Raw genomic sequence first — 23,975 nt, 5'->3', positions numbered from 1 at the left:
TTGTTTTATGATTAATCTTTTTTGCTAGGCGTAACACTAAACAACTCAACGTCAAAAATTAACGTTGCATTTCCTGGTATCTTACTCCCTGCACCTTTTTCACCGTAAGCAAGATGTGGTGGAATATAAAAGCGATATTTAGCACCAGAAGGCATAAGCTGTAATCCTTCAGTCCAACCTTGAATAACACGGTTTAATGGGAAAGAAGCTTTTTGATCTCTATCATATGAACTATCAAATACCTCACCATTTATCAGCGTTCCTTTATAATGAACTTCAACAGTGTCAGTTTCGCCTGGTTTTTTCCCTGTTCCCGCTCGTAAGACTGAGTATTGCAAACCTGAAGCAGTAACGTTGACACCTGGTTCTTTAGCATTTCTAGTAAGGAAGTCTTCCCCTTCTTTTAAGGCTTGCTGTGCTTGTGTTGATTCTTGCTCTGCTTGAGCTGTTTTCATTTTTTCATCAAAGCCAGCTATGTTTTCTTTTACTTGCGTTAAGGTAAGTAAACGTGAGTTTGTTACGCCATCAGTTATTCCACGAAGAATTAACGATTCATCTATATCGAGATTTAACCCTTTATATTTATCGATATTTGTTTTTAAATAATGACCAACATTTACACCAATAGCATAAGAATATTTACTTATGTCCTGTGATAAAGCAGAAGCACTTTGTTGATTAGTTTTAATACGCTCGTATTCTTCAAGTAAGGTTTTCACTTGCTCTTTTGTTAACGTCTCTGTATTACTTATTGTATTCTGTACGCCTGATATCATAGTGGCTTTATCAAAAAAGAAGCCAAGCTCTTTGTTTTTATCAAATTCTTTTAATAAGTAATCGCCTATACTTGCCCCTAAACTATACGACTGTTTACTCACTTCAGTATCTAGTTGAATATTCGGTTTATATGTAGACGTTTTTTCAATTGTTTTACTTTCTGTGTTGGTAGTTTTAGTGATTTCTGTACTCGTAGGTTTTTTAGTTGTGCCTGTTGCGTTAGCTTTGTGATTTTTGTTCACTGGCTCTTTAGGTAAGAATGTAAATACAGCAAATGCGATGGCTGCGATTACAACAACACCAGCAATTAGTTTGGTGCCTTTTGAACCGCCACTCGAATTTACAGCAGTAGCCGTTGTTTGTTCATCAGATTGATTTTTGTTACTCGCAACTTTCGCTTTAGCTGGCGAGCGTTCTATTTTTTTAGTCGCATCAAAGTCTATTTCTTCTTTAACTTCTTCTGTTTTTGCCTTCTGGGCACTACTCATTAATAAAGCCTGCATAGCAGTAACATTTTGAAGCCGTTCTTTGGGTTTCAATAACAAGCCTTGAGTGATGGTAGAAATCAAAGCTTCACTGTATTTTTCTGACGGTGAAAGTGGTGTTAATGGGTCTTCTTCATCATCCATAATTTGATGTTGACGATCAGTACTTTCTACTGGTTTCTCCCCTGTTACCAAATAATACATAACCGCACAAATGCCATAAACATCTGTATAGGGGCCTTGTTTTCCGCGCGTAGTGTATTGCTCTGGTGGAGCATAGCCTTGGCTGATAATAGCACTGATGGATTTTGACTTTTCACCAACACTTTGTCGCGCTGCACCAAAGTCTATGAGCATAGGCTCGCCATCAGATTTTAAGTAAATGTTTCCAGGTTTGATATCTCGGTGAAGTAAACCGGCTTTATGAACTTCAGCTAAACCATTGAGTGTTGGCTCAATAATTTCGCGGATGCGGCTTTCGGCCATAGCTCCAGAAAAGTGAATTTTTTTCAGATGCTCATCAAGTGCTTCACCTTCAACATACTCCATCACCAAATAAGCGGTACCATTGGCTTCTAAAAAAGTATGGATCTTTACTATATTGGAATGATTAAAACTGGCAAGGGTACGTGCTTCATCTAAAAATTTATTGAGTCCATATTGGTAGTCATCAGCTACATTAGTACGTGGCATAACGGTTTTACTATCACTACCACGTGCAGCCAGCTCAACCGGTAAAAACTCTTTGATAGCGACAGTACGATGTAATCGTGTATCTTCTGCTTTATATGTAATGCCAAAACCGCCCTCACCTAATACTTCGATGATGCGAAACTCAGCAATTTCAGTGCCTGATGGTAATTGGTAATTGACTTCGTTCATCTTGTCCCTTTTCTTATTAGTAACCTAAGCTAAAAGTCAGTCTTGTTGTTAAACCAGTTTGCATAACTGCTTGGCCATTTTCAATTTTCGGTTTAAATTTCCATTTCATTAAGGCTTTTCTAGCCTCTCTATCAAAAATTCTTGCCGGCATTGCATCAATCACTTTAACTTTTTCAACACCGCCAAGCTCATTAACGTCATAAGATAATTCAACCCAACCTTCAATACCGTCTCTTGCTGCAATAGCAGGGTATTTTGGCTCAATACGAATGATAGGAACCGGTGCTAGCTTTTGCGCTTCACGTATAGCAGCTTCCTCTTCGGCTTTGCGTTTTAAAGCTAAAGCTTCATCCGCTTTACGCTGTCTTTCTATTTCAGCATCTCGTAAACGTTTGGCTTCTGCTTCTTGTGCTAATTTCAGCGCTTGTGCATCAGCTTCTTTTTTACGTTTATCCGCTAAGGCTTGTTCTGCTAATTTAGCTTCATGCTTTATGAGTGCTTCTTTTAAAGTTGTAATGAGCACATCATCAACTTGCCCTGTTACGACAATACCTTGCGATTGTTCAAAAGCCTCAATCGCATTTACAGTACGTTTATCAAGTATACCGTTTGAAGGAACTGTATAAGTCAGTTGTTGTAATAAGTTTTGAGCTTGTTTAATGATTAGTTCTTTTTCAATCTTTGCTTTATCTTCTACCGCTTGTTTTTTGGCTGCGATTATACTGCTTAGCGCTTGATTTGCTTTAGCCGTAAAATTTCCTTTAGGCCAAGCGTCAAGGTATGCTTGATAAGCATTTTCAGAATCATCAGAGCTGGCTTGATTCCATGCCTTTAAATCTTGTTCTGCAAGCATCCGTTGCTGTTCAGCTTGTTTTGCTTTTTCTACAAGATCAAGTTGATACTGCTGGTACCCATAGAAAGTTCCACCGACAAGTGCAAAGAACAAAAGCAATAGTATGATCCATTTAGCATTATTCTTTTTAATTGGGGCTTCAACCTGACGAGAAGATTCAACTGCCGTTTTATGAGCCGTTTGCTCACTAGTCGTTCGAGATATTTTCCTTGTCGCATCATTATTTGTATTTTGAGGCATTTCAGTCGTCGCAACGGGGATATCAGACTTACCACTAAGGATACTTTGTAATTCAGCTACCGTTTGAACACGGTTACTGATGCGCAATACCATTGCTTTAGTGATGGCATTTATGAGTGCCTCACTATAGCCTCTATCGGCTTCTATCGGGGTTAATGGATCAGGCTGTTCATCCATAATATCATGTTGGCGATCCGTACTTTCTACCGGTTTAATACCTGTGACTAAATAGTACATTACCGCCCCAATTGCATAGATATCTGTATAAGGGCCTTGCTTACCTCGAGTAGTATATTGCTCTGGTGGCGCATAACCTTGACTGATAATAGCGCTGATAGATTTTGACTTTTCTCCAACACTTTGTCGCGCGGCACCAAAATCAATAAGCATAGGGTTATTACCATGCTCATGTGATGCATCAGTTGAGCTTTGAAGATAAATATTGCCAGGCTTTATATCTCGATGTAGTAAGCCTGCTTTATGCACTTGCACTAAACCTTTTAACACTGGCTCAATAATTTCTCGTATACGGCTTTCTGCCATATTGCCGTTGAAGTGAATTTTTTTCAGGTGCTCGTCAAGCGCTTCACCTTCAACGTACTCCATTACAAGATAGGCTGTGCTATTTTCTTCGATAAATGTATATGCGCGAACAATATTGGGATGATTAAACTTAGCGAGGGTTCTGGCTTCATCAAGAAACTTTTTCAAGCCATATTGATAATCTTCAGCACAATTGGTTTTTGGAATAACAGAACTCGCATCATTGCCACGACCGGCCAGCTCTTGCGGCAAAAATTCTTTCAAGGCAACAAATCGTTCCATACGAATGTCTTGTGCTTTATAGGTAATACCAAAGCCGCCAACTCCCAAGATATCAATGATACGATAATCACCAATAACACTACCTACTGCCAGAGAGTAATCAAGCTCCTGCATTTGTATCCCCTTGATATAATTTCATAAAAACGAAAGAAAATTGTTATAAAATGTAAATAACTAGTTTATATTTTTATTTAATTAATAGCTATAGTGTTAAACATTTCAATAATTTTTGATATATAAGTAACTTATTGAAAAACTATTATTAAATGTACTTTATCTCGAATGTCACTTAGTAGGAGATAAATATAGAAAAGTTATTGTTACTGTTAAATAACTTTGTTTCGTTATAAAAAGATTGTTACAAATAGAAAATAAAGAGATGAAAAAACTGAACGCTAATTATCAATAATCATTGATAGTATAAGCTCAAACTAAAAAGGGTTTAAAAGTGATTTGGTTAATAGCAATTGTAGCTGTCTCCCCTATTCTTGATAGCTAAGAGGAGACGCAAAGATACTTAACTTATTTAAGCGTTATTAATATTCCATAATTCATCTTGTTGATAAAAGTCATATAATCCTTCCGCTCTACCAATCAATAATTTAGCGAATTCTGCTTGTTCCTTATCGCCCGTTGATAACAAGTTTTCTGCTTGCATTTGCCATTTTAGAGAAAAGTGACGAACGGCTTCACGTGCATCAGGTGCTACATCAATTGTGTTGTGATCACTGGGCAAGTCACCACAAATAACCCAAAAATAGCTACCATCTAGTACCTTTAATTTCCAAACCGACATAAATGGAATTAAATATCTACTCTCTTCAACAACAACACTCTCAGTGACAAGGCCTTGTTTAGCTAGGTATTTAGTAGCCTCTTGATACTGGTCTCTAACCCATTGCTGTTGCTGCTCTTGTGTCATTTCTACTTGCGACATTTTTTCTTGTGACACTTTTTCTTGTGACATAATAACCTCTTTTGTCTTTTATTTTGGCTTAGCTATTTAGCCTGAGTTGGACATAATTACCGATTTCTTAATCAATTAATTGATATTGCTCACGTAGAATATCAATAATCTCAGCCTTTGGATTATCGCTTAAAACAATAGTTTCACCAGTAATTTTCTCAGCAATACTGGTATAAGTTTTAGAAACATCCATTAATACTGATAGGGGTAATTCGTTATCTCGGGCTAACGCTTCACGCTCATTCATACGGTCTTTATTCAATAAAATATCAGCATCAGGAAAATGCTTAAGGAGAAGTTGACGGAAACTCTCTTTTGAGTTTTCAACAACACTGCCTTGACGATATTGTTCACCGTCCCAAATACGTGAAGAGTCAGGAGTTCCAACTTCATCCATATAAATTAACTTATCATTTCCTTGCGTATCTTTGACATAACCAAATTCAAATTTAGTATCTACAAATATTTGGTCTAGTTTACTTAATGCTTCAGAAATAACATCAAAACCTTCTGTAAGCAGCTTTTCATACAAGGTGATATCATCACGCGATTTAAAATTAAAAGCTTCAAAATTGTCTTCGATATTTTTACGGGTAATATTGACATCATCAACTGCAGGGACTCCCGGAATACCTTCTAAAATACCTTTAGTTGAAGGGGTTTGTAATAGCTCTGATAATTTAGAATCTTTTGCTAAGCCTTCAGGGAGTTTAATACCACAAAACTCTCGCTCACCTTTTTCATAACTGCGCCACATAGAGCCTGTGATATATTGACGACAAATCGCTTCAATCATCACTGGCTGGGCTTTTTGTACTATCCATACAAAAGGATGAGGAATATCAAGAATATGACTATCAGCTAAACCTTGCTCTTTGAAAAGTTTGAACCAATGGTTTGAAATGGCATTTAGTGCGGCGCCTTTACCTGGTACGCCTTTCATACCACCTTCTCCCTGCCAAATACAGTCAAAAGCAGAAATTCGATCACTGATCACCATAATAGCTAATGATGTATCACTCGGCACATCGTAACCTTTCTCATTTATTAAACGCTTACTGTCAGTTTCAGTTAACCAATAGACAGAGCGAACTTTACCACTGTGCACTGGCGCATTAGTACGAATAGGAAGATCATTATTAACGGCGAGTACTTTATCTGCTAAGTTCATATTTAAACCATAATTATCAATAGTTAAATTTATTTATATAGAATATTATTTTGCACCCAAAAAATCATATTCTATATAATACAAAAAACATTTTTTATGTATTATTACGATGGATTTTAGTTCAACTTCAAGGTTAAAGCACGGAGCTAATGACTATTAGTGAGTACTTTAAAACGCTGAAAGTAGGCTAAAAGACAAGTAAGAATCATTAAAAAAGAAAAGGACGCACTAGGCGTCCTTTCTCAATTCTGTATTCAATTCTTAAGCAGCTAAAGAAGCTTGCGCTTTTTCTACTAAGAATGTGAATGCTGCTTTATCGTATACTGCGATGTCAGCTAGGATCTTACGATCGATTTCAATAGAAGCCTTTTTAAGACCATTAATGAAACGGCTGTAAGATAAACCATTTTGACGAGCTGCCGCGTTAATACGAGCAATCCAAAGTTGACGGAATTGACGTTTACGTTGACGACGGTCACGGTAAGCGTATTGGCCAGCTTTAGTTACAGCTTGGAAAGCAACGCGATAAACGCGACTACGAGCACCGTAGTAACCTTTAGCTTGCTTTAGAACCTTTTTATGACGTGCACGAGCTTGTACACCACGTTTTACTCTTGCCATTTTTTATCTCTCCTATTAACCGTGACGTAAAAGTTTTTTAACTGATGCAATATCAGAAGCAGCAATCATGTGCTTAGCACGTAAGTGACGCTTAACTTTAGTACGGCGTTTAGTCAAGATATGACGTAAGCCAGCTTGTTTGAACTTATAGCCAGAAGCTGTTTTTTTAAAGCGCTTTGCAGCACCTTTATTGGTTTTCATTTTAGGCATGATAATAACTCATATAAATTTATACCTTTAACGATGAACATTTTTAATAATGAACATAGTAGGTATATGCCAAATATTAAGTAGCGAGGGCGAAATGCTTCAACTTTATAAGTTTAGGCATTTACTTGTAGGCCTGTACTACCAGCGTAAAGATAAAATTGGTGAATTAAACTTTTACTTATAAAAGAAAAGTTTAATTACTTTTCAAACCAAAGATTATCTATTTTTAGGGGCTAAGACCATCACCATTTGACGTCCTTCCGCTCTACGAGGGAAAAACTCAACTACAGTTAGCTCTTCTAAGTCGTTTTTAACACGAGTTAGTAGCTCTAAACCAAGTTCTTGGTGGGCCATCTCACGGCCACGGAAACGTAATGTTACCTTGACCTTGTCGCCGCCTTCTAAAAAGCGCTTCAGGTTACGTAATTTAACCTGATAATCGCCTTCATCTGTTCCAGGTCGGAATTTAATTTCCTTAACCTGTATTTGTTTCTGCTTTTTACGTTGCTCTTTTTGCTCTTTAGATTTCTCATAAAGAAACTTGCCGTAATCCATAACACGACAAACGGGAGGTTTGGCAGTTGGGCTGATTTCAACAAGATCAACACCGGCTTCATCAGCTTGGTCAAATGCTTCATTTAAAGAAACAATACCACCAGCTTCTCCATCAAATTTAATTAATCGTACTTGATTGTCTGGAATACCAGTAATTAACTCATTTAAACGATGTGCTGGCTCTTTTTGCCCGCCTCGTTGTCCACCTTTAATAGCCATGTTCCTCCTACAGAAACCTTTTTTGTTTTAGTTTTTTGTAAACTTATCTATTTGCTAGTTAACATTATTTCGTTGTTGTCGGTGCTCATTGACATTCGTCAACTCCGCGCCTCCGCCTAGAAATAACACTAACTATCGGCTAGCTAAGTTACAAAAGGGTATATTTATCTTGTTATTTTCTTTCTTAAAGTAACAAAGTATACCATTTAAAAGTATTAAATTGTGCTATGTCTATTTTCTTGTTTTAACTTCTTCGCTCAGTTTTGCGATAAAGTCATCAACAGACATTTTTCCTAAATCTTCACCACTTCGAGTTCGAACAGCAATTTCACCTGCTTCCATTTCTTTGTCACCGACAACTAAAAGGTAAGGAACTCTCTTTAAAGTATGCTCGCGGATTTTAAAGCCTATTTTCTCATTTCTCAAGTCTAGTTTTGCTCTAAAGCCGTTTTCTTTTAGTTTTTTAACAACTTTTTCACAATATTCCCCTTGTTTATCGGTAATATTCATAATTGTTGCTTGAATTGGCGATAACCACGTTGGGAATTTACCTGTGTACTCTTCGATTAAAATACCAATAAAACGCTCTAACGATCCTAAAATCGCACGATGAATCATAACCGGTGTATAACGTTCATTATCTTCACCAACATATGTAGCACCTAAACGTTCAGGTAACGCAAAATCTAACTGAACGGTACCACATTGCCAGTTACGACCTAAGCAATCTTGTAAAGTAAATTCAATTTTAGGGCCGTAAAATGCCCCTTCACCCGGAAGATATTCAAATTCAATATCTAAATCTTTCATCGCTTGGGCTAAACCGTTTTCCGCTTTATCCCACATTTCATCGCTACCGATACGCTTTTCTGGGCGTGTAGACAGTTTTACAATGATATCTTCAAAACCAAAAGTGCGATAAACATCGTAAACCATTTTAATACATTTGCTTACTTCGCTCTGAACCTGCTCTTCCATACAGAAAATATGAGCATCATCTTGAGTAAAACCACGCACACGCATTAAGCCGTGAAGCGCACCTGAAGGTTCATTACGGTGACAACAACCAAACTCAGCCATACGAAGTGGCAAGTCGCGGTATGATTTTAAACCTTGATTGAAAATTTGCACATGGCCTGGGCAGTTCATTGGTTTAATGGCATATTCACGTTTTTCAGACTCTGTGGTGAACATAGCATCACTGTATTTATCCCAGTGGCCTGATTTTTCCCAAAGGCTGCGATCCATCATTAATGGACCCTTCACTTCGTCATAGTCATATTCGTGTAATTTTTCACGAACAAACTTTTCTAATTCAGTATAAATAGTCCAGCCATCATTGTGCCAAAACACCATACCCGGCGCTTCTTCTTGCCAATGGAATAAATCTAATGTTTTGCCGATTTTACGGTGATCGCGTTTTTCAGCTTCAGCAAGGCGTTGAATATAAGCTTTAAGTTGCTTTTTATCTGCCCATGCAGTGCCGTAAACACGCTGCAACATTTTATTATCGCTATCACCACGCCAATAAGCGCCTGCAAGCTTCATTAATTTGAAATGATGACAATGACGCATGCTCGGTACATGTGGGCCACGACACATATCAATGTATTCTTCATGATGATATAACGCAGGTGTGTCATCTTTTGAAATATTTTCATCTAATATTTCAATTTTGTATGATTCTCCACGCTCTGCAAAGGTGTCTCGTGCAACTTGCCAAGAGCCTACTTTTTTAACCACTTGATAATTGGTGCGCGCTAATTCTGTCATGCGCTTTTCAAGTTTGGCTAAATCATCTTCGGTAATGGTATGTTCTAAATCAACATCATAATAAAAGCCATTGTCAATCGTAGGACCAATAGCCATTTTAGTATCAGGCCAAAGTTGTTTGATTGCGTGACCTAATAAATGAGCGCAAGAGTGGCGAATGATTTCTAAGCCTTCTTCATCTTTACTGGTGATTAATTGCAGCGTAGCGTCAGTTTCAATCAGTTCACAGGCATCAACTAAATCACCATTGATACGGCCAGCAATGGTTGCTTTCGCTAAACCGGGGCCAATATCTGCGGCGACATCCATTACAGATACGGCAGAGTCAAAAGAACGAGTTGAACCATCAGGGAGCGTTATTACAGGCATGAAATTTTCCTTGGTCAGTGGCGGCACATACTAGGCGTCGCTTGAAGTCTATTTTTACAAAGCGTGAATTGTAAAAGTGTTAGCTATGATAAACAAGCTATTTAACTATTTATTTATCATAGATAAGGCAATAGCTTCGGCTATTTTAATACCGTCTATTCCTGCTGATAAAATACCGCCGGCATAACCGGCCCCTTCACCTGCTGGAAATAAACCTTTTGCATTTAGGCTCTGCATTGTTTGCTTATCACGTGTAATTTGAATTGGAGAAGATGTTCGCGTTTCAACGGCAGTTAGTGTGGCTTCATCCATAGAAAAGCCTTTTATTTTTCGATCAAAAGCGGGTAATGCTTCTCTAATGGCCGTAATGGCATATTCAGGTAACGCGTCACTTAAATCACAGTATGTAACACCCGGCTTATAAGATGGGGTAACACTTCCATGCTCGCCAGTTTTTCTGCCAGCTAAAAAGTCACCTACCAACTGAACTGGCGCATCATAATTATCACCGCCTAAGTGAAAAGCTTGCTCTTCTAGACGACGTTGAAATTCAACGCCTGCCAACACATCATCACTGTTAAAGTCACTAGGCTCTATGCCCACCACAATGGCACTATTAGCATTATGTTCTTTACGAGAATATTGACTCATACCATTAGTGACTAATCTTCCTTCCTCTGATGCTGCGGCTACCACAGTACCACCTGGGCACATACAGAAACTATAGACACTACGACCATTACTGGCATGGTGTACTAGTTTATAATCAGCCGCTCCTAAAATCTTATTACCAGCAAATTCACCGAATCGCGCATCATCAATTACCGACTGCTCATGCTCAATTCTAAAACCAACTGAAAAAGGTTTGGCTTTAATATAAACCCCTTCATCATGAAGCATTTTAAAAGTATCTCGTGCGCTATGACCAATTGCTAGTGCAATATGATTGGTTTTAATATGCTCTCCACTAGCCAGCGTTAAGCCTGTTACTTGCTTAGCGGTATAGTCGGCAAGTTTGTCTTCTTCAAAAGTAACGGACTCGTCATTATCAAAGTGAATTTGTTCAACTTTTTGCTCAAAGCGCACTTCTCCACCTAGTTCAAAAATTTTGGCACGCATACTTTCAACCATCATTATTAATCTGAAAGTACCAATATGCGGCTTACTAATATATAAGATCTCTTCAGGAGCACCAGCTTCAACAAATTCATTAAGGACTTTGCGGCTATAATGTTTTGGATCTTTTACTTGGCTATAAAGTTTACCGTCAGAAAACGTACCTGCTCCACCCTCACCAAATTGCACGTTTGATTCAGTATTAAGAATTTTTTTACGCCAAAATCCAAACGTGTCTTTCGTGCGCTTTTTAACTTCTTTACCACGCTCTAAAATAATAGGTTTAAAGCCCATTTGCGCTAATACTAAGCCAACAAATAATCCACAAGGCCCCATACCAATAACAACTGGACGCTCTTGTAATTTTTCAGGGGCTTGCGCGACAAATTTATACTCCATATCAGGCGTTATTTTCACATGTGGATCTTTACTAAACTTATCAAGTAATAAGGCTTCTTTAGTGGTATTAACATCTAAGGTGTATATGAGCAGAATATTGGTTTTCTTTCGCGCATCATAGCCACGTTTAAATACGGTGAAATCAATTAACTCATCCTTTGTAATCGCTAGCTTTTGCAATATGGCTTGCTCTATAGCATCAGCTTGATGATCTAAAGGTAATTTAATTTCTGTTAAACGTAGCATGTGTGGAAACCCAAATAGAAATGGAGAAAAAGATAAAAAGCTATTTTACCTGATAGTTAACCTGAGTTGAAACAAGAGTTTGTATTTATGCACAAGAAAGGTGAAATTATTAAAACTGGCTATACTTAGTTAAAATATCAATTTACGTTGAGTAAAACTATGTGGCACCTTATAGAACACGCTATTAGTGAAGAAATAGGTACCCCCTTTGCCATCAAAGAAAAAACATCTTTGTCTGAGGGAGTATGTAATAATGCGCCAATGGACACGAGTTCACAACCGCTTAATTTGTCATACAAGCTTTCTGACGGTCAACGAAGCTTTTTCGTTAAGCTTAACAGCAAAGAGAATTTAATTAATTTTCAAGCTGAGGCCTACTCATTACAACAATTAAAATCACTTACAAATATTGCTTGCCCTGATGTAACTACCATTGGTATTAGTTTAGATAAAAGCTTTTTAGTGCTTGATTACATCAACTTTAGTAAAGCAAAACCTGTACTTTGGTATCAACTGGGTCAACAGCTTGCTCAAATGCATAGAGAAACCTCTCATGGTCAATTTGGCTGGCAACATGACAACTTTATTGGTAACACCATTCAACCGAATAACTGGAGCAGTAACTGGACAACATTTTTCTCTGAACAGCGTATTGCTTGGCAATTACAATTATTGAGTGAAAAATCAATTATATTGGGCAGTATTGATCATATTGCGCAAGTTTGTCATGACGCTTTATTACATCATTATGTTACCCCAAGTTTAGTGCACGGCGATTTATGGCAAGGCAACACTGGCTTTACTTTCGAACAAGGTATGGTTTTTGATCCTGCATGCTATTACGGCGACCGAGAAGTTGATATTGCCATGACTGAATTATTTGGCCAATTTCCCATTGATTTCTATCATGGCTACCAAGCTGAATACCCGCTTAATGAGGGGTATGAAAAAAGAAAACTGGTTTATAACTTTTACCACATTCTCAATCATGCCAATATTTTTGGTGGTATATATATAGATCAAGCAAAGGCAGCGTTATCACAAATAATGGCTAGATCTGTTCACTAATCAAAGTTTTAGAAAAAGTCGTCGTAATAACTGGCAGTTTTAAACAAAATTGCCATACTCAAATAGAGTATATTATTAATGGTGCACGCTATGACTAAAGATATTAGCGAAGAACGAATTGAATGTCCCCATTGTGGCCATCATTCTCGTATTACTATCGATTCCTCTTGCGGTGATCAAGACTTTTACGATGAGTGCCCAGCTTGTTGTAGAGAAATTCATTATAAGCTTCATATTGACGAATATCGCCAAAAAATTCAGCTAGCTATTGACAGTGACGACGAACAAATATTTTAATCAAACCTAAGTGTTACTTAAAGAGCAAACGCTTGATTGCTGCACACTTCTTCAATATGATGGTCGTAATTAATTAAGCGCCATTGATATAATTTTCTTTACAGGCTCTTTCCCCTATAGCCTTTTTCAAGAATACAATAATGAACTTTTCCCCTTTCTTATCTCATACCAAAAGTTTAATAAAACTAGCCTACCCGATATTAATTGCGCAATTAATCCAAAACTTAATGGGCTTCGTTGATATTGTTATGGCCGGTCGCGTTAGTGCTACCGACATGGCTGCCGTTGCCGTAGCAAATAGTATTTGGTTACCACTAATTTTAACCGTATACGGTTTAATAATGGCGCTCGCGGTAATTGTTTCTCAACTTGCCGGCGCTAAAAAGTTTAACGATATTAGCGAAGAAACTTATCAAAGTGCGTGGATTGCCCTACTGCTAGGCATATCCCTCATTGGCTTGTATTTCTTACTTGCACCACTGATTTCCCCTATCGTTGAATTAGAAGGCAATCTAAAGCCATTAATTTTTGATTATTTACAATACATCGTATGGGGAGCACCTGGCTTCTGTCTGTATTTAGTATTAAGAAATTACTCAGAAGGTTTGTCTTATACCAAACCAACAATGATCATAAGTATCATTGGATTATTGGTGAATATTCCCGCTAACTACATCTTTATTTACGGTGAATTTGGCGCGCCAGCACTCGGTGGTGCAGGCTGTGGCGTGGCTACGGCTATAGTTTACTGGGCAATGTTTGTTGGCATGCTTATTTATGCTTTTAGCTCTAAAATTTTAAAACAAGCGCCACTGTTTGAAAAATTTTATTGGCCTGACTGGCACAAAATAAAAAACATTCTAACTTTGGGTATTCCTATTGCTTTATCGTTATTATTCGAAGTTAGTTTATTTGCTGTGGTAGCAATCATTTTGGTTCCCTTTGGCGCAGAAACCGTAGCAAGTCATCAAATAGCGCTAAATTTTAGTGGCCTAATATTTATGATCCCCTTAAGTTTAGCCATGGCAACCACGATCAAAGTAGGTAATGCTATCGGTGATAACAATCATCAAAAAGCCAAAGATTACACCCTTCATGCCATTTTATTTGGATTACTATTAGCAGTATTTACCGCAGTGATAACAGTTGTGTTTAGAGTACCCATTGTCAGCATTTACACGACAGAACTACCTGTAATAGAACTCGCCGCAAACATTATGTTGCTCGCCACCTTGTATCAATTTTCAGATACAGTACAAGTGGTTTCTGCTGGAGCCCTACGAGGGTACAAAGACACTAAATCAATTCTTTATATTACTTTCGTTTCTTACTGGGTAGTTGGGCTAAGTGTTGGTCTGATTTTAGGAATTACTGATTGGATAGTGCCAGAAATGGGACCCTATGGATTTTGGATAGGGTTTATTACCGGCTTAACCGTAGCAGCTATACTCCTAGCTTGGCGTTTAAAAGTCGTTCAAAAACGTCTAGGCATCAATAGCGAAATGGAAATCTAAAGTGCAATTTTTTTGCTGTAAAAATAGCCAAACAAATTAAATTTCTATAGATTTAGTTAAAAGCACTTGCAAGCACCTAAGTTGGCGGCTAACATAGCGCCCGTTGAAGTCATTCAGCATCAATTCTACTATACGTCCGTAGCTCAGTTGGTTAGAGCGCATCCTTGACATGGATGAGGTCGGTGATTCAAATTCACTCGGACGTACCACTTTATTATTTTAAATTCAAAAACTTAGTCACAAAACAACAAGTCATAAAATTTGCTGTCGTAAAACTTCACTTTGATTCACCACTTAATTTTAATTGATAAAACTTTCTCACTGTTAATTTATACTCAGCCAAGTATAATTTCGAGTTATACCCATATTTTTTCAATTTCAGAGCCATTGAATGAGTTATATCCCTGTAGAGCAATTAAAAAACGCTTGGATTTTCAAACACAAAAGTCTTCCAATTTCTGAGGCTGATCTTGTCAAGATTAAACCTATGACAAAAGATCGAGCTAATGTGCTGTGGGATACCTTTATCAGCCGCCAAGTGGATCATCCTGATTTTTTTAAAAAAGGTGATTGGCCAAATGATAAGGAAAACTGGCATGAGCAAGGAAAGTGGGAAGGTATTTGGGACAGTAATGAAGATGCCCTACCTGAGCTGATTAGCAGCCATATTCCTTGGGATAACAATACTGTGGTTTACTATTGCTCAAACCGAGACAATGTTATTGAAACAACTTGGGCTATATTTAAACGCTGCTGGAAAAACTTTTTATTTATGGATGACGGCTCGATTCTTATTGGTAAAAAGCGCCAACAAGCCGTGCAATTTACCAGTAATGGCTATTTTACTGTTGGTCAAAAGCCTAACTAATGAGCAATAAAACAGCCTTGCATCCGAAAAATAAACATCGTCAGGGTTATAACTTCGCTACACTAATAAAAGCTCACCCTGACTTGTCGGCTTTTATTATTAAAAACAAATATAATCAACAAAATACTATCGACTTTGCTGATAGTAAAGCTGTTAAAAACTTAAATACCGCTTTACTTAAAGCCCACTACCAAATAAATAATTGGGATTTTCCAGCAGGTTATTTATGCCCGGCCATCCCCGGTCGTGTTGATTATATTCATTACCTTAATGACTTATTAAAAGCAGATAATGTTGAAGGTAAAATTTCTGTACTAGATATTGGAACAGGCGCTAGCTGTGTTTATCCTATTTTAGGCGTTCGTGAATATAATTGGCACTTTGTTGCTTCAGATATAGATCCTGTTTCAATCACCAATGCAAATAAGACTATAAATGCCAACAAAGGTTTAACCAAGCATATTGAATGCCGCTTACAAAAAGACAGTGAGCATTTTTTTCAAGGCATTATTCAGCCTAATGAATTTTATCATTTAACACTATGTAACCCACCTTTTCATAAGTCTTTAGCTGAAGCGACTTCAGGTACAAACCGTAAATGGAATAACTTAAATAAAAGTCAAAAAACAAAAATGACTAACCTGAACTTTGGCGGTCAAAAAGCAGAGCTGTGGTGTCAAGGAGGAGAGCTTTCTTTTATTAGAAAAATGATCCGAGAAAGCAAGCGCTATCAAAAACAAGTACTTTGGTTTACCTGTCTGGTCTCAAAAAAAGATCACATATCGCCATTAAAACTTGCCCTAAAAAAAGCCGGAGCAGGTGAAGTAAAAATAATAAAAATGGCGCAAGGTCAAAAAAACAGTCGATTTATTGCTTGGCGTTTTGCCAACAAAAACTAACTAAAAATACCTAAGGTTTATATAAATCACCTTAACTCAACAACCTCACTTACTTATCTTTCAGTAATCTTTTTAACTAGTGGTTAAGTGCATAAGTGCTTTAGCAAAAATGTAATTTAAATTTACAAGCTGAACACAGCACTGTTACCACGTATTTATCTTTATTTTCATCAAAGCATTTCTTCATGTGCTGAAATAGTTTTCACCACTTTCATCAATTAAATAACAAAAACAGCCCAAATTTTCGATAAAGACATTTGAAATCAATGGTACTGGAAATTAGAAAAAAATTTCAAATAAAGCTTGAATATCATACAAAATAGATATACTGTACATCTATACAGTATATCTATTTTCACTTAGCTCATAAGTAAAAACTATAGCTAAACAATGACTAGAACAGACTTAAAGGTACACATTATGTTTAACACAAATACTAATAATATCAATCAAGTAAGCAGAAAAGTATCAACACCTTCTCCATTAAATCTACATTGGTTACAACATACCAATGTCAATGATGACAATGAACTTTCAAGTCAATATGCACATATTTGCCAACAACATAAGCAAGAAAAGAAGTGGGTATTATTTATAAACCCTGAAGAAAACTCGATTGAACAACTTGCTAAAACACATGATGTAGATGTATCAAAAATCTTAATGGTGAATTACAAAAGTAACGTTAGCTCGAACATCAAAGTAGATTTAGAACATATAAAATCAGTTCTGTGTAAAGGAAATTGTTCAGCGGTAATTTTATCTAACACTGATTTTAAACAAGAAGAAATATGCCAGTTAGAAGATTCAGCTAGCCAAGGAAAAACACAATGTGTGTTATTGAAAAAGCGTGTTTTACATTAATCACTTTAAGGAAAACCAGTTAAACGGTGTTAGTTAAGCTGATAACATCTCACAAAAAAGCTACTTACATTTCACTGTACGTAGCTTTTATCAAAAATTAGGAGCGCCTAAAAGCGTTCTAAAAATAACTAACTAATTATTGTTGACTTTCTATCCACTGATTTACATTTCGCTCTAGCACTACCATAGGTACGGCACCACCAAGTAGTACAACATCATGAAAAGCACTTAAATCAAACTTATCACCTAAAGTTGCTTGTGCATGATCACGTAAAGATAAAATTTTCAGCATACCTAATTTATAACCTAACGCTTGTCCAGGCCAAGTAATATAACGTTCAATTTCAGCCACAACATCTGATTCTGCTGTGCCAGTTTTTTCACTCATATAAGTAATAGCTTGTTCGCGAGTCCAACGTTTATGATGCATCCCTGTATCTACCACTAAACGAACAGCTCTAAATAATTCAGCTTGTAAGCGCCCTAAATCGCCAAAGGGATCATTTTCATACATACCAAGTTCTTTAGCCACTTGCTCGGAATATAAAGCCCATCCTTCAACAAATGCATTGTAAGGCGCTATACGGCGTAAAAAAGGTAATGAAGCTTGATCCATATTCAGTGCAACTTGCCAATGATGACCTGGGTTAGCTTCATGATAAGTTAAGGTTTTTAAGCCAAACTTTGGATTTGCTTTCATATCACGTAAGTTTATCCAATAAATCCCCGGTTTAGAGCCGTCGACTGATGGCGGACTATATTGACCACCAGGAGCACCGTCTTGAATTTCAACTGGAAATGAACGAACTTCTACTTGATAGCTTGGTTTGGTTTGAAAAACAGGCGCCATTTTTACGGTAATATCATCAATATAACCGTTTAGATCCGCTAACAGTTCTTCTCTTCCTGCGTCTGAGTCTTCATATAAAAAGCGCTCTTCCTCGTTTAAGGCCACCATGCGAGCACCAACAGCTCCTTCTTTATAACCTTCACTCACCAAAATGGTGTGCATTTCATCACTTATACGCTTCACTTCATCTAAACCAACCTGATGAATTTCATCTGCGGATAATGAACTATCGCCCAGTTGTTTTATCGCTTCTTGGTAGTATGCTTCACCATTAGGTTGCGCCCAGATTCCTGCCTCAGGACGCGCTTTAATGAGTAACGTTTCAGTTTGTTTTGTTATCGACTTATAAGCGGGGTAAACAACCCTTGCAACTTTTTCAATAACTTGATCTGTTAGCTTTTGTTTTTGCTCTGCTGAAATTGAGGTAATTTTTGCTATTTTTTCTTTAAAATTCGCGACAAACACATGCTCTTCTGGCTTAGCGTTTGTGAAGCCATTTAAATAATGAATGGCTCCTTTTACTGTACTAACAGGTGGCAACCAATTTTGTGCTGTGTCAAAAGTTAATTTTTCTTCAATGCTTGCCAACATTTGATCAAATTTTCCTAAACGAGCAATATAGTCGAGTGCCTCTTGTTCATTAGTTATAGGTTGATCATTTTGCATGATGCGAGGAACGTCAATTAATGGCCCATTTATTTGGTTGACAATAAATGGTGACAATCCCATCCATCCATCAATATAACCTATAGTAAAGTCTGCATGGCCAGCATAGTACTGACTAATGTCTGCCATTACTTGTTTGTTGTCAGTACCGGTATTCGTGGCATTAATCAGAGAATAATTTAATATTTGTTTTGATATCTGTGTCAAATTTTTACGTAATGTTGCTTCACTCTCAGGACTGAAATCTATCAATTGTTGACTAAAATCAACACCAACTTCTTCACTTGATAAACCATACATAGTTGCATCGGTCGCTCTATGCTTAAATAAAGTCTGTTTTGCTTCTTGGTAAAGGCTATCAATAGTTAATTGACTATCTGATGCTACTGTTGTGCTCGATTCTTTTGTTGATTTAATTTGCTTTTGTTCACTATCTGTAGTGCTATTTTCACTGCATGCTGTTAACGCAAGCGCAGCAACAACTGCCGTGCTAATCAAGGTTAGTTTCATCACTATTGTCTCTTGTCATAAATTTTTTGTGTCGTGATTAGAGCAAAAGGCACCCTCATTGTAAATATCCACCAGCAATATTGTATACAATTTCTTGTAAATCAATCAGAACATACTAACGCAAAGCTATATGCTGAGATTCTTTTAGAAAACCACGAGCTTTTTTGCTATAATCGCGCGCTATTTATAAGCAGTTAAGCAGTTTTTATTTCTAAAATAATTTCTTGTCTAAAAATAACCTCATTAACACACGGCAGAGCAAGCTATTATGCAAGTACAATCACAAGCCTTATTTGAATATCCAAAGTATTGGGCTGAGTGTTATGGCACTGCACCTTTTCTTCCTATGTCGAAAAAAGAAATGGATGCGTTAGGCTGGGATAGCTGTGACATTATTATCGTTACCGGTGATGCTTATGTTGATCACCCAAGCTTTGGTATGGCTATTATTGGCCGAATGCTAGAGTCGCAAGGGTTTAGAGTTGGTATTATTGCTCAACCTGATTGGCGCTCTAAAGATGCTTTTATGGAACTTGGTAGGCCAAATTTATTTTTTGGCGTAACCGCAGGAAATATGGACTCAATGATCAATCGTTATACAGCTGAACGGCGTATGCGACATGATGATGCCTATACCCCTAACAATGAAGGCGGTAAACGCCCCGACCGTGCTGTAACAGCTTATACCCAGCGGTGCAAAGAAGCTTTTAAAGGTGTGCCTGTTATTATTGGCGGTATTGAAGCTAGTCTTCGCCGTATTGCCCATTATGATTATTGGTCTGATAAAGTTAGACGCTCGGTATTATTTGATGCAAAAGCCGATCTTCTCGTATACGGAAATGCCGAGCGCCCATTAGTGGAATTAGCTCATCGGCTTGCTCGCGGAGAAAATATCAAAAATATTACCGACATTCGTGGTAGTGCTTTTCTCACCAATAGTCCCCTACCCGGCTGGAAAGGCATTGACTCTCGTGATATCGATAGACCTGGGAAAATAGAGCCTATTCCTAGTCCTTACGAAGAAATAACGCCTACAAGTTGTAGTAGTGACTCATCAAGTACTGATGAATCAAAAGACATCACTAAAACAGCACAAGTGGTTAATATTACTGACTTTAGTGAAGCTAAAGCCAATTATAGTCGTAACAAAAGCTGGAAAGATAAAAAGAAGCCTTGGGAAGATACTTACATTAATCTGCCTACCTTTGAGCAAGTAAGAGATAATAAAGTGATGTATGCTCATGCTTCACGTATATTTCACCAAGAAGTAAACCCCACGTCAGCTAAACCTTTGTTTCAAGGGCATGGCAGCCGAAGTATTTGGTTAAATCCGCCAGCTAAACCATTGTCACAAGATGAAATGGATAATGTTTTTGGTTTGCCTTATCAACGTGTTCCGCACCCTAGTTATGGTAATGCAAAAATCCCAGCTTATGACATGATCAAAACCTCCATAAATATTATGCGAGGATGTTTTGGCGGTTGTACCTTTTGTTCTATCACCGAACATGAAGGACGCATAATCCAGTCTCGTTCTCATGAATCAATTATCAATGAAATAGAAGATATCAAAGCAAAAGTACCCGGTTTTACTGGCGTTATTTCTGATTTAGGTGGCCCTACGGCCAACATGTATCAACTTAATTGTAAAAGTGAAAAAGCTGAAGCAACTTGTCGAAAGCCTTCTTGTGTCTGGCCAACCATTTGTGGCCACTTAGATACTGATCATACTCCAACGATTGAGTTATATCGCAAAGCAAGAAAAGTCAAAGGTATTAAAAAAGTCTTGATAGCATCAGGTGTTCGTTATGATTTAGCGATAGAAGATCCTGAGTATGTAAAAGAGCTTGCCAGCCATCATGTCGGCGGCTACTTAAAAATAGCTCCTGAGCACACAGAAGAAGGGCCACTCAATAATATGATGAAGCCAGGTATGGGCAGTTATGACAAATTTAAGGAAATGTTTGATCATTACTCAAAGCTAGCAGGCAAAAAGCAGTATTTAATCCCCTACTTCATTTCAGCTCATCCTGGTACAACCGATAAAGATATGGTTAATTTGGCATTATGGCTCAAAGCAAACGACTTCAAGCTAGATCAGGTGCAAAACTTTTACCCTTCACCATTAGCCAACGCAACAACACTTTATCATACCGAGCTTAACTCGCTGCGTAATATCACAAGCAAAAATTTAGCTAAAAAAGATGGCGCTATCTCAGTACCTAAAGGCGCCATTCAAAGGCGATTACACAAAGCTATTTTACGCTACCACGATCCACATAATTGGCCTGAAATACGTCAAGCACTTACTAAGATGGGCTTAAGTCGATTAATTGGCTCAGCACCTAACTGCTTAGTACCAAGAGAAACTCGTAATGAACAACGTCAGCTTGAACAACATAAGCGACATGGTAAGAACAACGCCAGTGGTTTAAAAACCAGTCCTGGACAGAAAAGAAATATCGGCAAAACTCAATCACGCAATAAACCTAAAAGCCAAAAAGGTTTAACGCGATTTAGTAATGATCAATTTAATGACAGAACACCGAGCAAACGTAAAGTAAAAAAAACGGATGCTCCAAAGAGAAATAAAGGATAGAAATTACATGCTAGCAGCAAACAACATCACTCAACAATTTGGCGCTAAGCCGTTGTTTGAAAATATCTCGCAAAAATTTGGCGGCGGCAATCGCTATGGTTTAATCGGCGCAAATGGTTGTGGTAAATCAACTTTTATGAAAATTTTGGGCGGTGATTTAGAGCAAACTTCAGGCAATGTAAGTTTAGATACTGGTGAGCGTTTAGGTAAATTACGCCAAGATCAATTTGCTTTTGAATCAAATACTGTAATCGATACCGTTATTATGGGGCATACTGAGCTTTGGACGGTTAAAGAAGAGCGTGATCGCATTTATGCTTTGCCTGAAATGAGCGAAGAAGATGGCATGAAAGTGGGCGATTTAGAATCTGAATATGCCGAAATGGATGGCTATAGTGCTGAAAGTCGCGCCGGTGAATTGCTCATTGGTGTTGGTATTCCTGTTGAGCAACATTACAGTTTAATGAGCGAAATTGCGCCGGGTATTAAACTGCGTATTCTCCTTGCTCAAGCTTTGTTTTCTGATCCTGATATTTTATTACTTGATGAGCCAACCAACAACTTAGATATTCATACTATTCAATGGCTTGAAGATACATTAAACGAGCGCGATTCAACCATGATCATTATCTCGCATGACAGACACTTCTTAAACAGTGTTTGTACCCACATGGCTGATTTAGACTACGGTGAACTAAACGTTTATCCGGGTAATTATGATGAATATATGCTTGCTGCTACTCAAGCACGTGCACGTTTACTTGCTGACAATGCTAAGAAAAAAGCACAAATTGGTGAGCTACAAGCATTTGTTGCCCGCTTCTCAGCAAACGCTTCAAAAGCGAAACAAGCAACTTCTCGAGCAAAACAAATTGATAAAATTCAGCTAGAAGAAGTTAAAGTTTCTAGCAGAACCAACCCTTTCATTCGTTTTAACCAAGAAAAGAAACTATTTCGTAATGCCTTAGTCCTTGAAAAATTAAATAAAAGCTTTGACGATGACCATATCTTAAAAGATATTTCTGCACTAATTGAAGTAGGTGAACGTGTAGCCATCATAGGTGAAAACGGTATTGGTAAAACGACCTTGTTACGTACCTTAATGAATGATGTGGGATATGAGCCAAGCTCAGGTGAGTTTACTTGGTCTGAAAATGTTAATATTGGCTACTATGCACAAGATCATGAATATGAATTTGAAACGGATATGACCTTATTTGAGTGGATGAGCCAATGGCGTCAACCAACCGATGACGAGCAAGCTGTTCGAGGTTATTTAGGTCGTTTACTCTTCTCTGCTGACGATATTAATAAGAATGTCAGTGTACTTTCAGGTGGTGAAAAAGGCCGTATGTTATTTGGCAAATTAATGATGCAACAGCCAAATATTTTAGTACTTGATGAGCCAACCAACCATATGGATATGGAGTCGATAGAATCATTAAATATGGCGTTAGAGCAATACGAAGGCACCTTATTCTTCGTTAGCCATGATAGAGAGTTTGTTTCAACAATTGCGACGCGTATTATTGAAATAACCAAAGAGGGTTATGTAGATTTTGCCGGCACTTATGACGAGTATTTAGCCAGCCAAGCATAATATTATCTTTGCTTTATCGCTAAAAAATCCCCCTGAGCTTATACAAGGCTATTTTGTATAAGCTCAGGGGGATTTCATTTTGGATTGATTATTAAAACTGCTTTATACTAAGTAAGCTAAGTATTATTTACGGTATTTAGGATGCTTCGGTAAGTTATCATTGATATCGAGCCAATCAGCTTTAGACTCTGTAAATATATGAGTGTCAACATGAACTGGCGAAAGCTTATCAAACGCCGCTAACGCAACTTCTATCGTGTTATCAGCGCGATTAAACTTTGATTCAAACAACAAACTCGAACCACAAACTGAGCAAAAGCTTCTAATACTCTCATTATCAGCACGATATTCTTTCAGTAACGTGTTACCTGATAGCCAATGTATATCTGATATCTTCACTTCAGCGAATGTTGAAAATGCAGCGCCATGAAATTTTTGGCACATTTTGCAATGGCAGTGTGCTATGGGTCCTTGAAATTTTACAACCTCAAAGGTTATCTGTTTACATAAACAACTTCCAAAGCTTTTCATT

The 23,975-nt window shown here is 37.6% G+C and carries 18 protein-coding genes, 1 tRNA gene and 2 pseudogenes; 9 read left to right on the top strand and 12 right to left on the bottom strand.

Translation table 11 applies throughout. The annotated features are described in order from the left end of the window. Positions 1-11 precede the first annotated feature (11 nt). The 10 genes and pseudogenes from bamJ to AC27GZ_RS08465 all read right to left on the bottom strand — a co-directional run bounded on the left by bamJ (position 12) and on the right by AC27GZ_RS08465 (position 11,708). Entirely contained in the window at positions 12-2,144 is a 2,133-nt protein-coding gene (gene bamJ / locus AC27GZ_RS08510; protein ID WP_487094514.1) for a BamJ family beta-barrel-assembly machinery protein, read from the bottom strand. A 16-nt stretch (positions 2,145-2,160) separates the two neighbouring features. Next, positions 2,161-2,421: pseudogene (locus AC27GZ_RS08505) on the bottom strand (energy transducer TonB); the annotation flags it as partial. 249 nt (positions 2,422-2,670) lie between these two features. Beyond that, positions 2,671-4,176, bottom strand: a pseudogene (locus AC27GZ_RS08500) (serine/threonine protein kinase); the annotation flags it as partial. A 412-nt stretch (positions 4,177-4,588) separates the two neighbouring features. Then, positions 4,589-5,029, bottom strand: coding sequence for a DUF4826 family protein (locus tag AC27GZ_RS08495; protein ID WP_487094513.1), 441 nt, complete (start codon positions 5,027-5,029; stop codon positions 4,589-4,591). A gap of 67 nt (positions 5,030-5,096) precedes the next feature. Further along, on the bottom strand, positions 5,097-6,200 hold the full coding sequence (locus AC27GZ_RS08490; protein WP_487094512.1) for a phosphoribosylaminoimidazolesuccinocarboxamide synthase: 1,104 nt from the start codon (positions 6,198-6,200) through the stop codon (positions 5,097-5,099). 261 nt (positions 6,201-6,461) lie between these two features. Next, positions 6,462-6,821, bottom strand: coding sequence for a 50S ribosomal protein L20 (rplT, locus tag AC27GZ_RS08485; protein WP_118959002.1), 360 nt, complete (start codon positions 6,819-6,821; stop codon positions 6,462-6,464). A 15-nt stretch (positions 6,822-6,836) separates the two neighbouring features. Further along, on the bottom strand, positions 6,837-7,031 hold the full coding sequence (rpmI, locus tag AC27GZ_RS08480; protein ID WP_487094511.1) for a 50S ribosomal protein L35: 195 nt from the start codon (positions 7,029-7,031) through the stop codon (positions 6,837-6,839). Between the two features lie 216 nt (positions 7,032-7,247). Continuing rightward, positions 7,248-7,805, bottom strand: a complete 558-nt coding sequence (gene infC / locus AC27GZ_RS08475; RefSeq protein WP_487094510.1) for a translation initiation factor IF-3 — start codon at positions 7,803-7,805, stop codon at positions 7,248-7,250. A gap of 231 nt (positions 7,806-8,036) precedes the next feature. After that, a complete protein-coding gene (gene thrS, locus AC27GZ_RS08470) occupies positions 8,037-9,947 on the bottom strand; it encodes a threonine--tRNA ligase (RefSeq protein ID WP_487094509.1) in 1,911 nt (636 codons plus the stop codon). Between the two features lie 105 nt (positions 9,948-10,052). After that, a complete protein-coding gene (locus tag AC27GZ_RS08465) occupies positions 10,053-11,708 on the bottom strand; it encodes an NAD(P)/FAD-dependent oxidoreductase (RefSeq protein WP_487094508.1) in 1,656 nt (551 codons plus the stop codon). A 159-nt stretch (positions 11,709-11,867) separates the two neighbouring features. On the opposite strand from AC27GZ_RS08465, the gene AC27GZ_RS08460 reads away from it, so the two are divergent. The 7 genes from AC27GZ_RS08460 to AC27GZ_RS08430 all read left to right on the top strand — a co-directional run bounded on the left by AC27GZ_RS08460 (position 11,868) and on the right by AC27GZ_RS08430 (position 17,218). Continuing rightward, positions 11,868-12,776 carry a fructosamine kinase family protein gene (locus tag AC27GZ_RS08460; protein ID WP_487094507.1) on the top strand — a complete coding sequence of 303 codons (909 nt, stop codon included), beginning with the start codon at positions 11,868-11,870 and terminating at the stop codon, positions 12,774-12,776. A gap of 90 nt (positions 12,777-12,866) precedes the next feature. Continuing rightward, positions 12,867-13,073: a CPXCG motif-containing cysteine-rich protein gene (locus AC27GZ_RS08455; protein ID WP_487094506.1), complete on the top strand. Its 207-nt coding sequence runs from the start codon at positions 12,867-12,869 to the stop codon at positions 13,071-13,073. A gap of 140 nt (positions 13,074-13,213) precedes the next feature. Next, complete coding sequence (locus AC27GZ_RS08450; RefSeq protein WP_487094505.1) at positions 13,214-14,587, top strand: MATE family efflux transporter; 1,374 nt, start codon at positions 13,214-13,216, stop codon at positions 14,585-14,587. Positions 14,588-14,719: 132 nt separating this feature from the next. Next, positions 14,720-14,796: transfer RNA gene (locus tag AC27GZ_RS08445), tRNA-Val, on the top strand. A gap of 182 nt (positions 14,797-14,978) precedes the next feature. Continuing rightward, on the top strand, positions 14,979-15,455 hold the full coding sequence (locus AC27GZ_RS08440; protein WP_487094504.1) for a DUF2947 domain-containing protein: 477 nt from the start codon (positions 14,979-14,981) through the stop codon (positions 15,453-15,455). Further along, the gene (gene rlmF / locus AC27GZ_RS08435) at positions 15,455-16,354 is read left to right on the top strand and encodes a 23S rRNA (adenine(1618)-N(6))-methyltransferase RlmF (protein ID WP_487094503.1); all 900 of its coding nucleotides are present in this window, start codon (positions 15,455-15,457) and stop codon (positions 16,352-16,354) included. Before AC27GZ_RS08440 ends, rlmF begins: the two co-directional genes overlap by 1 nt. A 420-nt stretch (positions 16,355-16,774) precedes the next feature. Next, positions 16,775-17,218, top strand: coding sequence for a hypothetical protein (locus AC27GZ_RS08430; protein WP_487094502.1), 444 nt, complete (start codon positions 16,775-16,777; stop codon positions 17,216-17,218). A gap of 136 nt (positions 17,219-17,354) precedes the next feature. Here the strand turns inward: AC27GZ_RS08430 and AC27GZ_RS08425 are convergent, their stop codons facing one another. Beyond that, positions 17,355-19,244: a DUF885 domain-containing protein gene (locus AC27GZ_RS08425; protein ID WP_487094544.1), complete on the bottom strand. Its 1,890-nt coding sequence runs from the start codon at positions 19,242-19,244 to the stop codon at positions 17,355-17,357. Positions 19,245-19,512: 268 nt separating this feature from the next. Here AC27GZ_RS08425 and AC27GZ_RS08420 point away from each other — a divergent pair, with 268 nt between their 5' ends. Both AC27GZ_RS08420 and AC27GZ_RS08415 read left to right on the top strand, forming a co-directional pair. Beyond that, the gene (locus AC27GZ_RS08420; RefSeq protein ID WP_487094501.1) at positions 19,513-21,843 is read left to right on the top strand and encodes a YgiQ family radical SAM protein; all 2,331 of its coding nucleotides are present in this window, start codon (positions 19,513-19,515) and stop codon (positions 21,841-21,843) included. 7 nt (positions 21,844-21,850) lie between these two features. After that, positions 21,851-23,443 (top strand): ABC-F family ATPase, encoded by a 1,593-nt coding sequence (locus tag AC27GZ_RS08415; protein WP_487094500.1) that lies wholly within the window; start codon positions 21,851-21,853, stop codon positions 23,441-23,443. 123 nt (positions 23,444-23,566) lie between these two features. On the opposite strand, the gene AC27GZ_RS08410 is transcribed toward AC27GZ_RS08415, so the two are convergent. Further along, positions 23,567-23,974 carry a GFA family protein gene (locus AC27GZ_RS08410; RefSeq protein ID WP_487094499.1) on the bottom strand — a complete coding sequence of 136 codons (408 nt, stop codon included), beginning with the start codon at positions 23,972-23,974 and terminating at the stop codon, positions 23,567-23,569. Position 23,975: the final 1 nt, after the last annotated feature.

This window comes from Colwellia sp. SU-HH00943, from assembly GCF_057546125.1.
The sequence above is the reverse complement of the archived record's forward strand: the minus strand, read 5'-3'. Positions and strand labels throughout refer to the sequence as shown.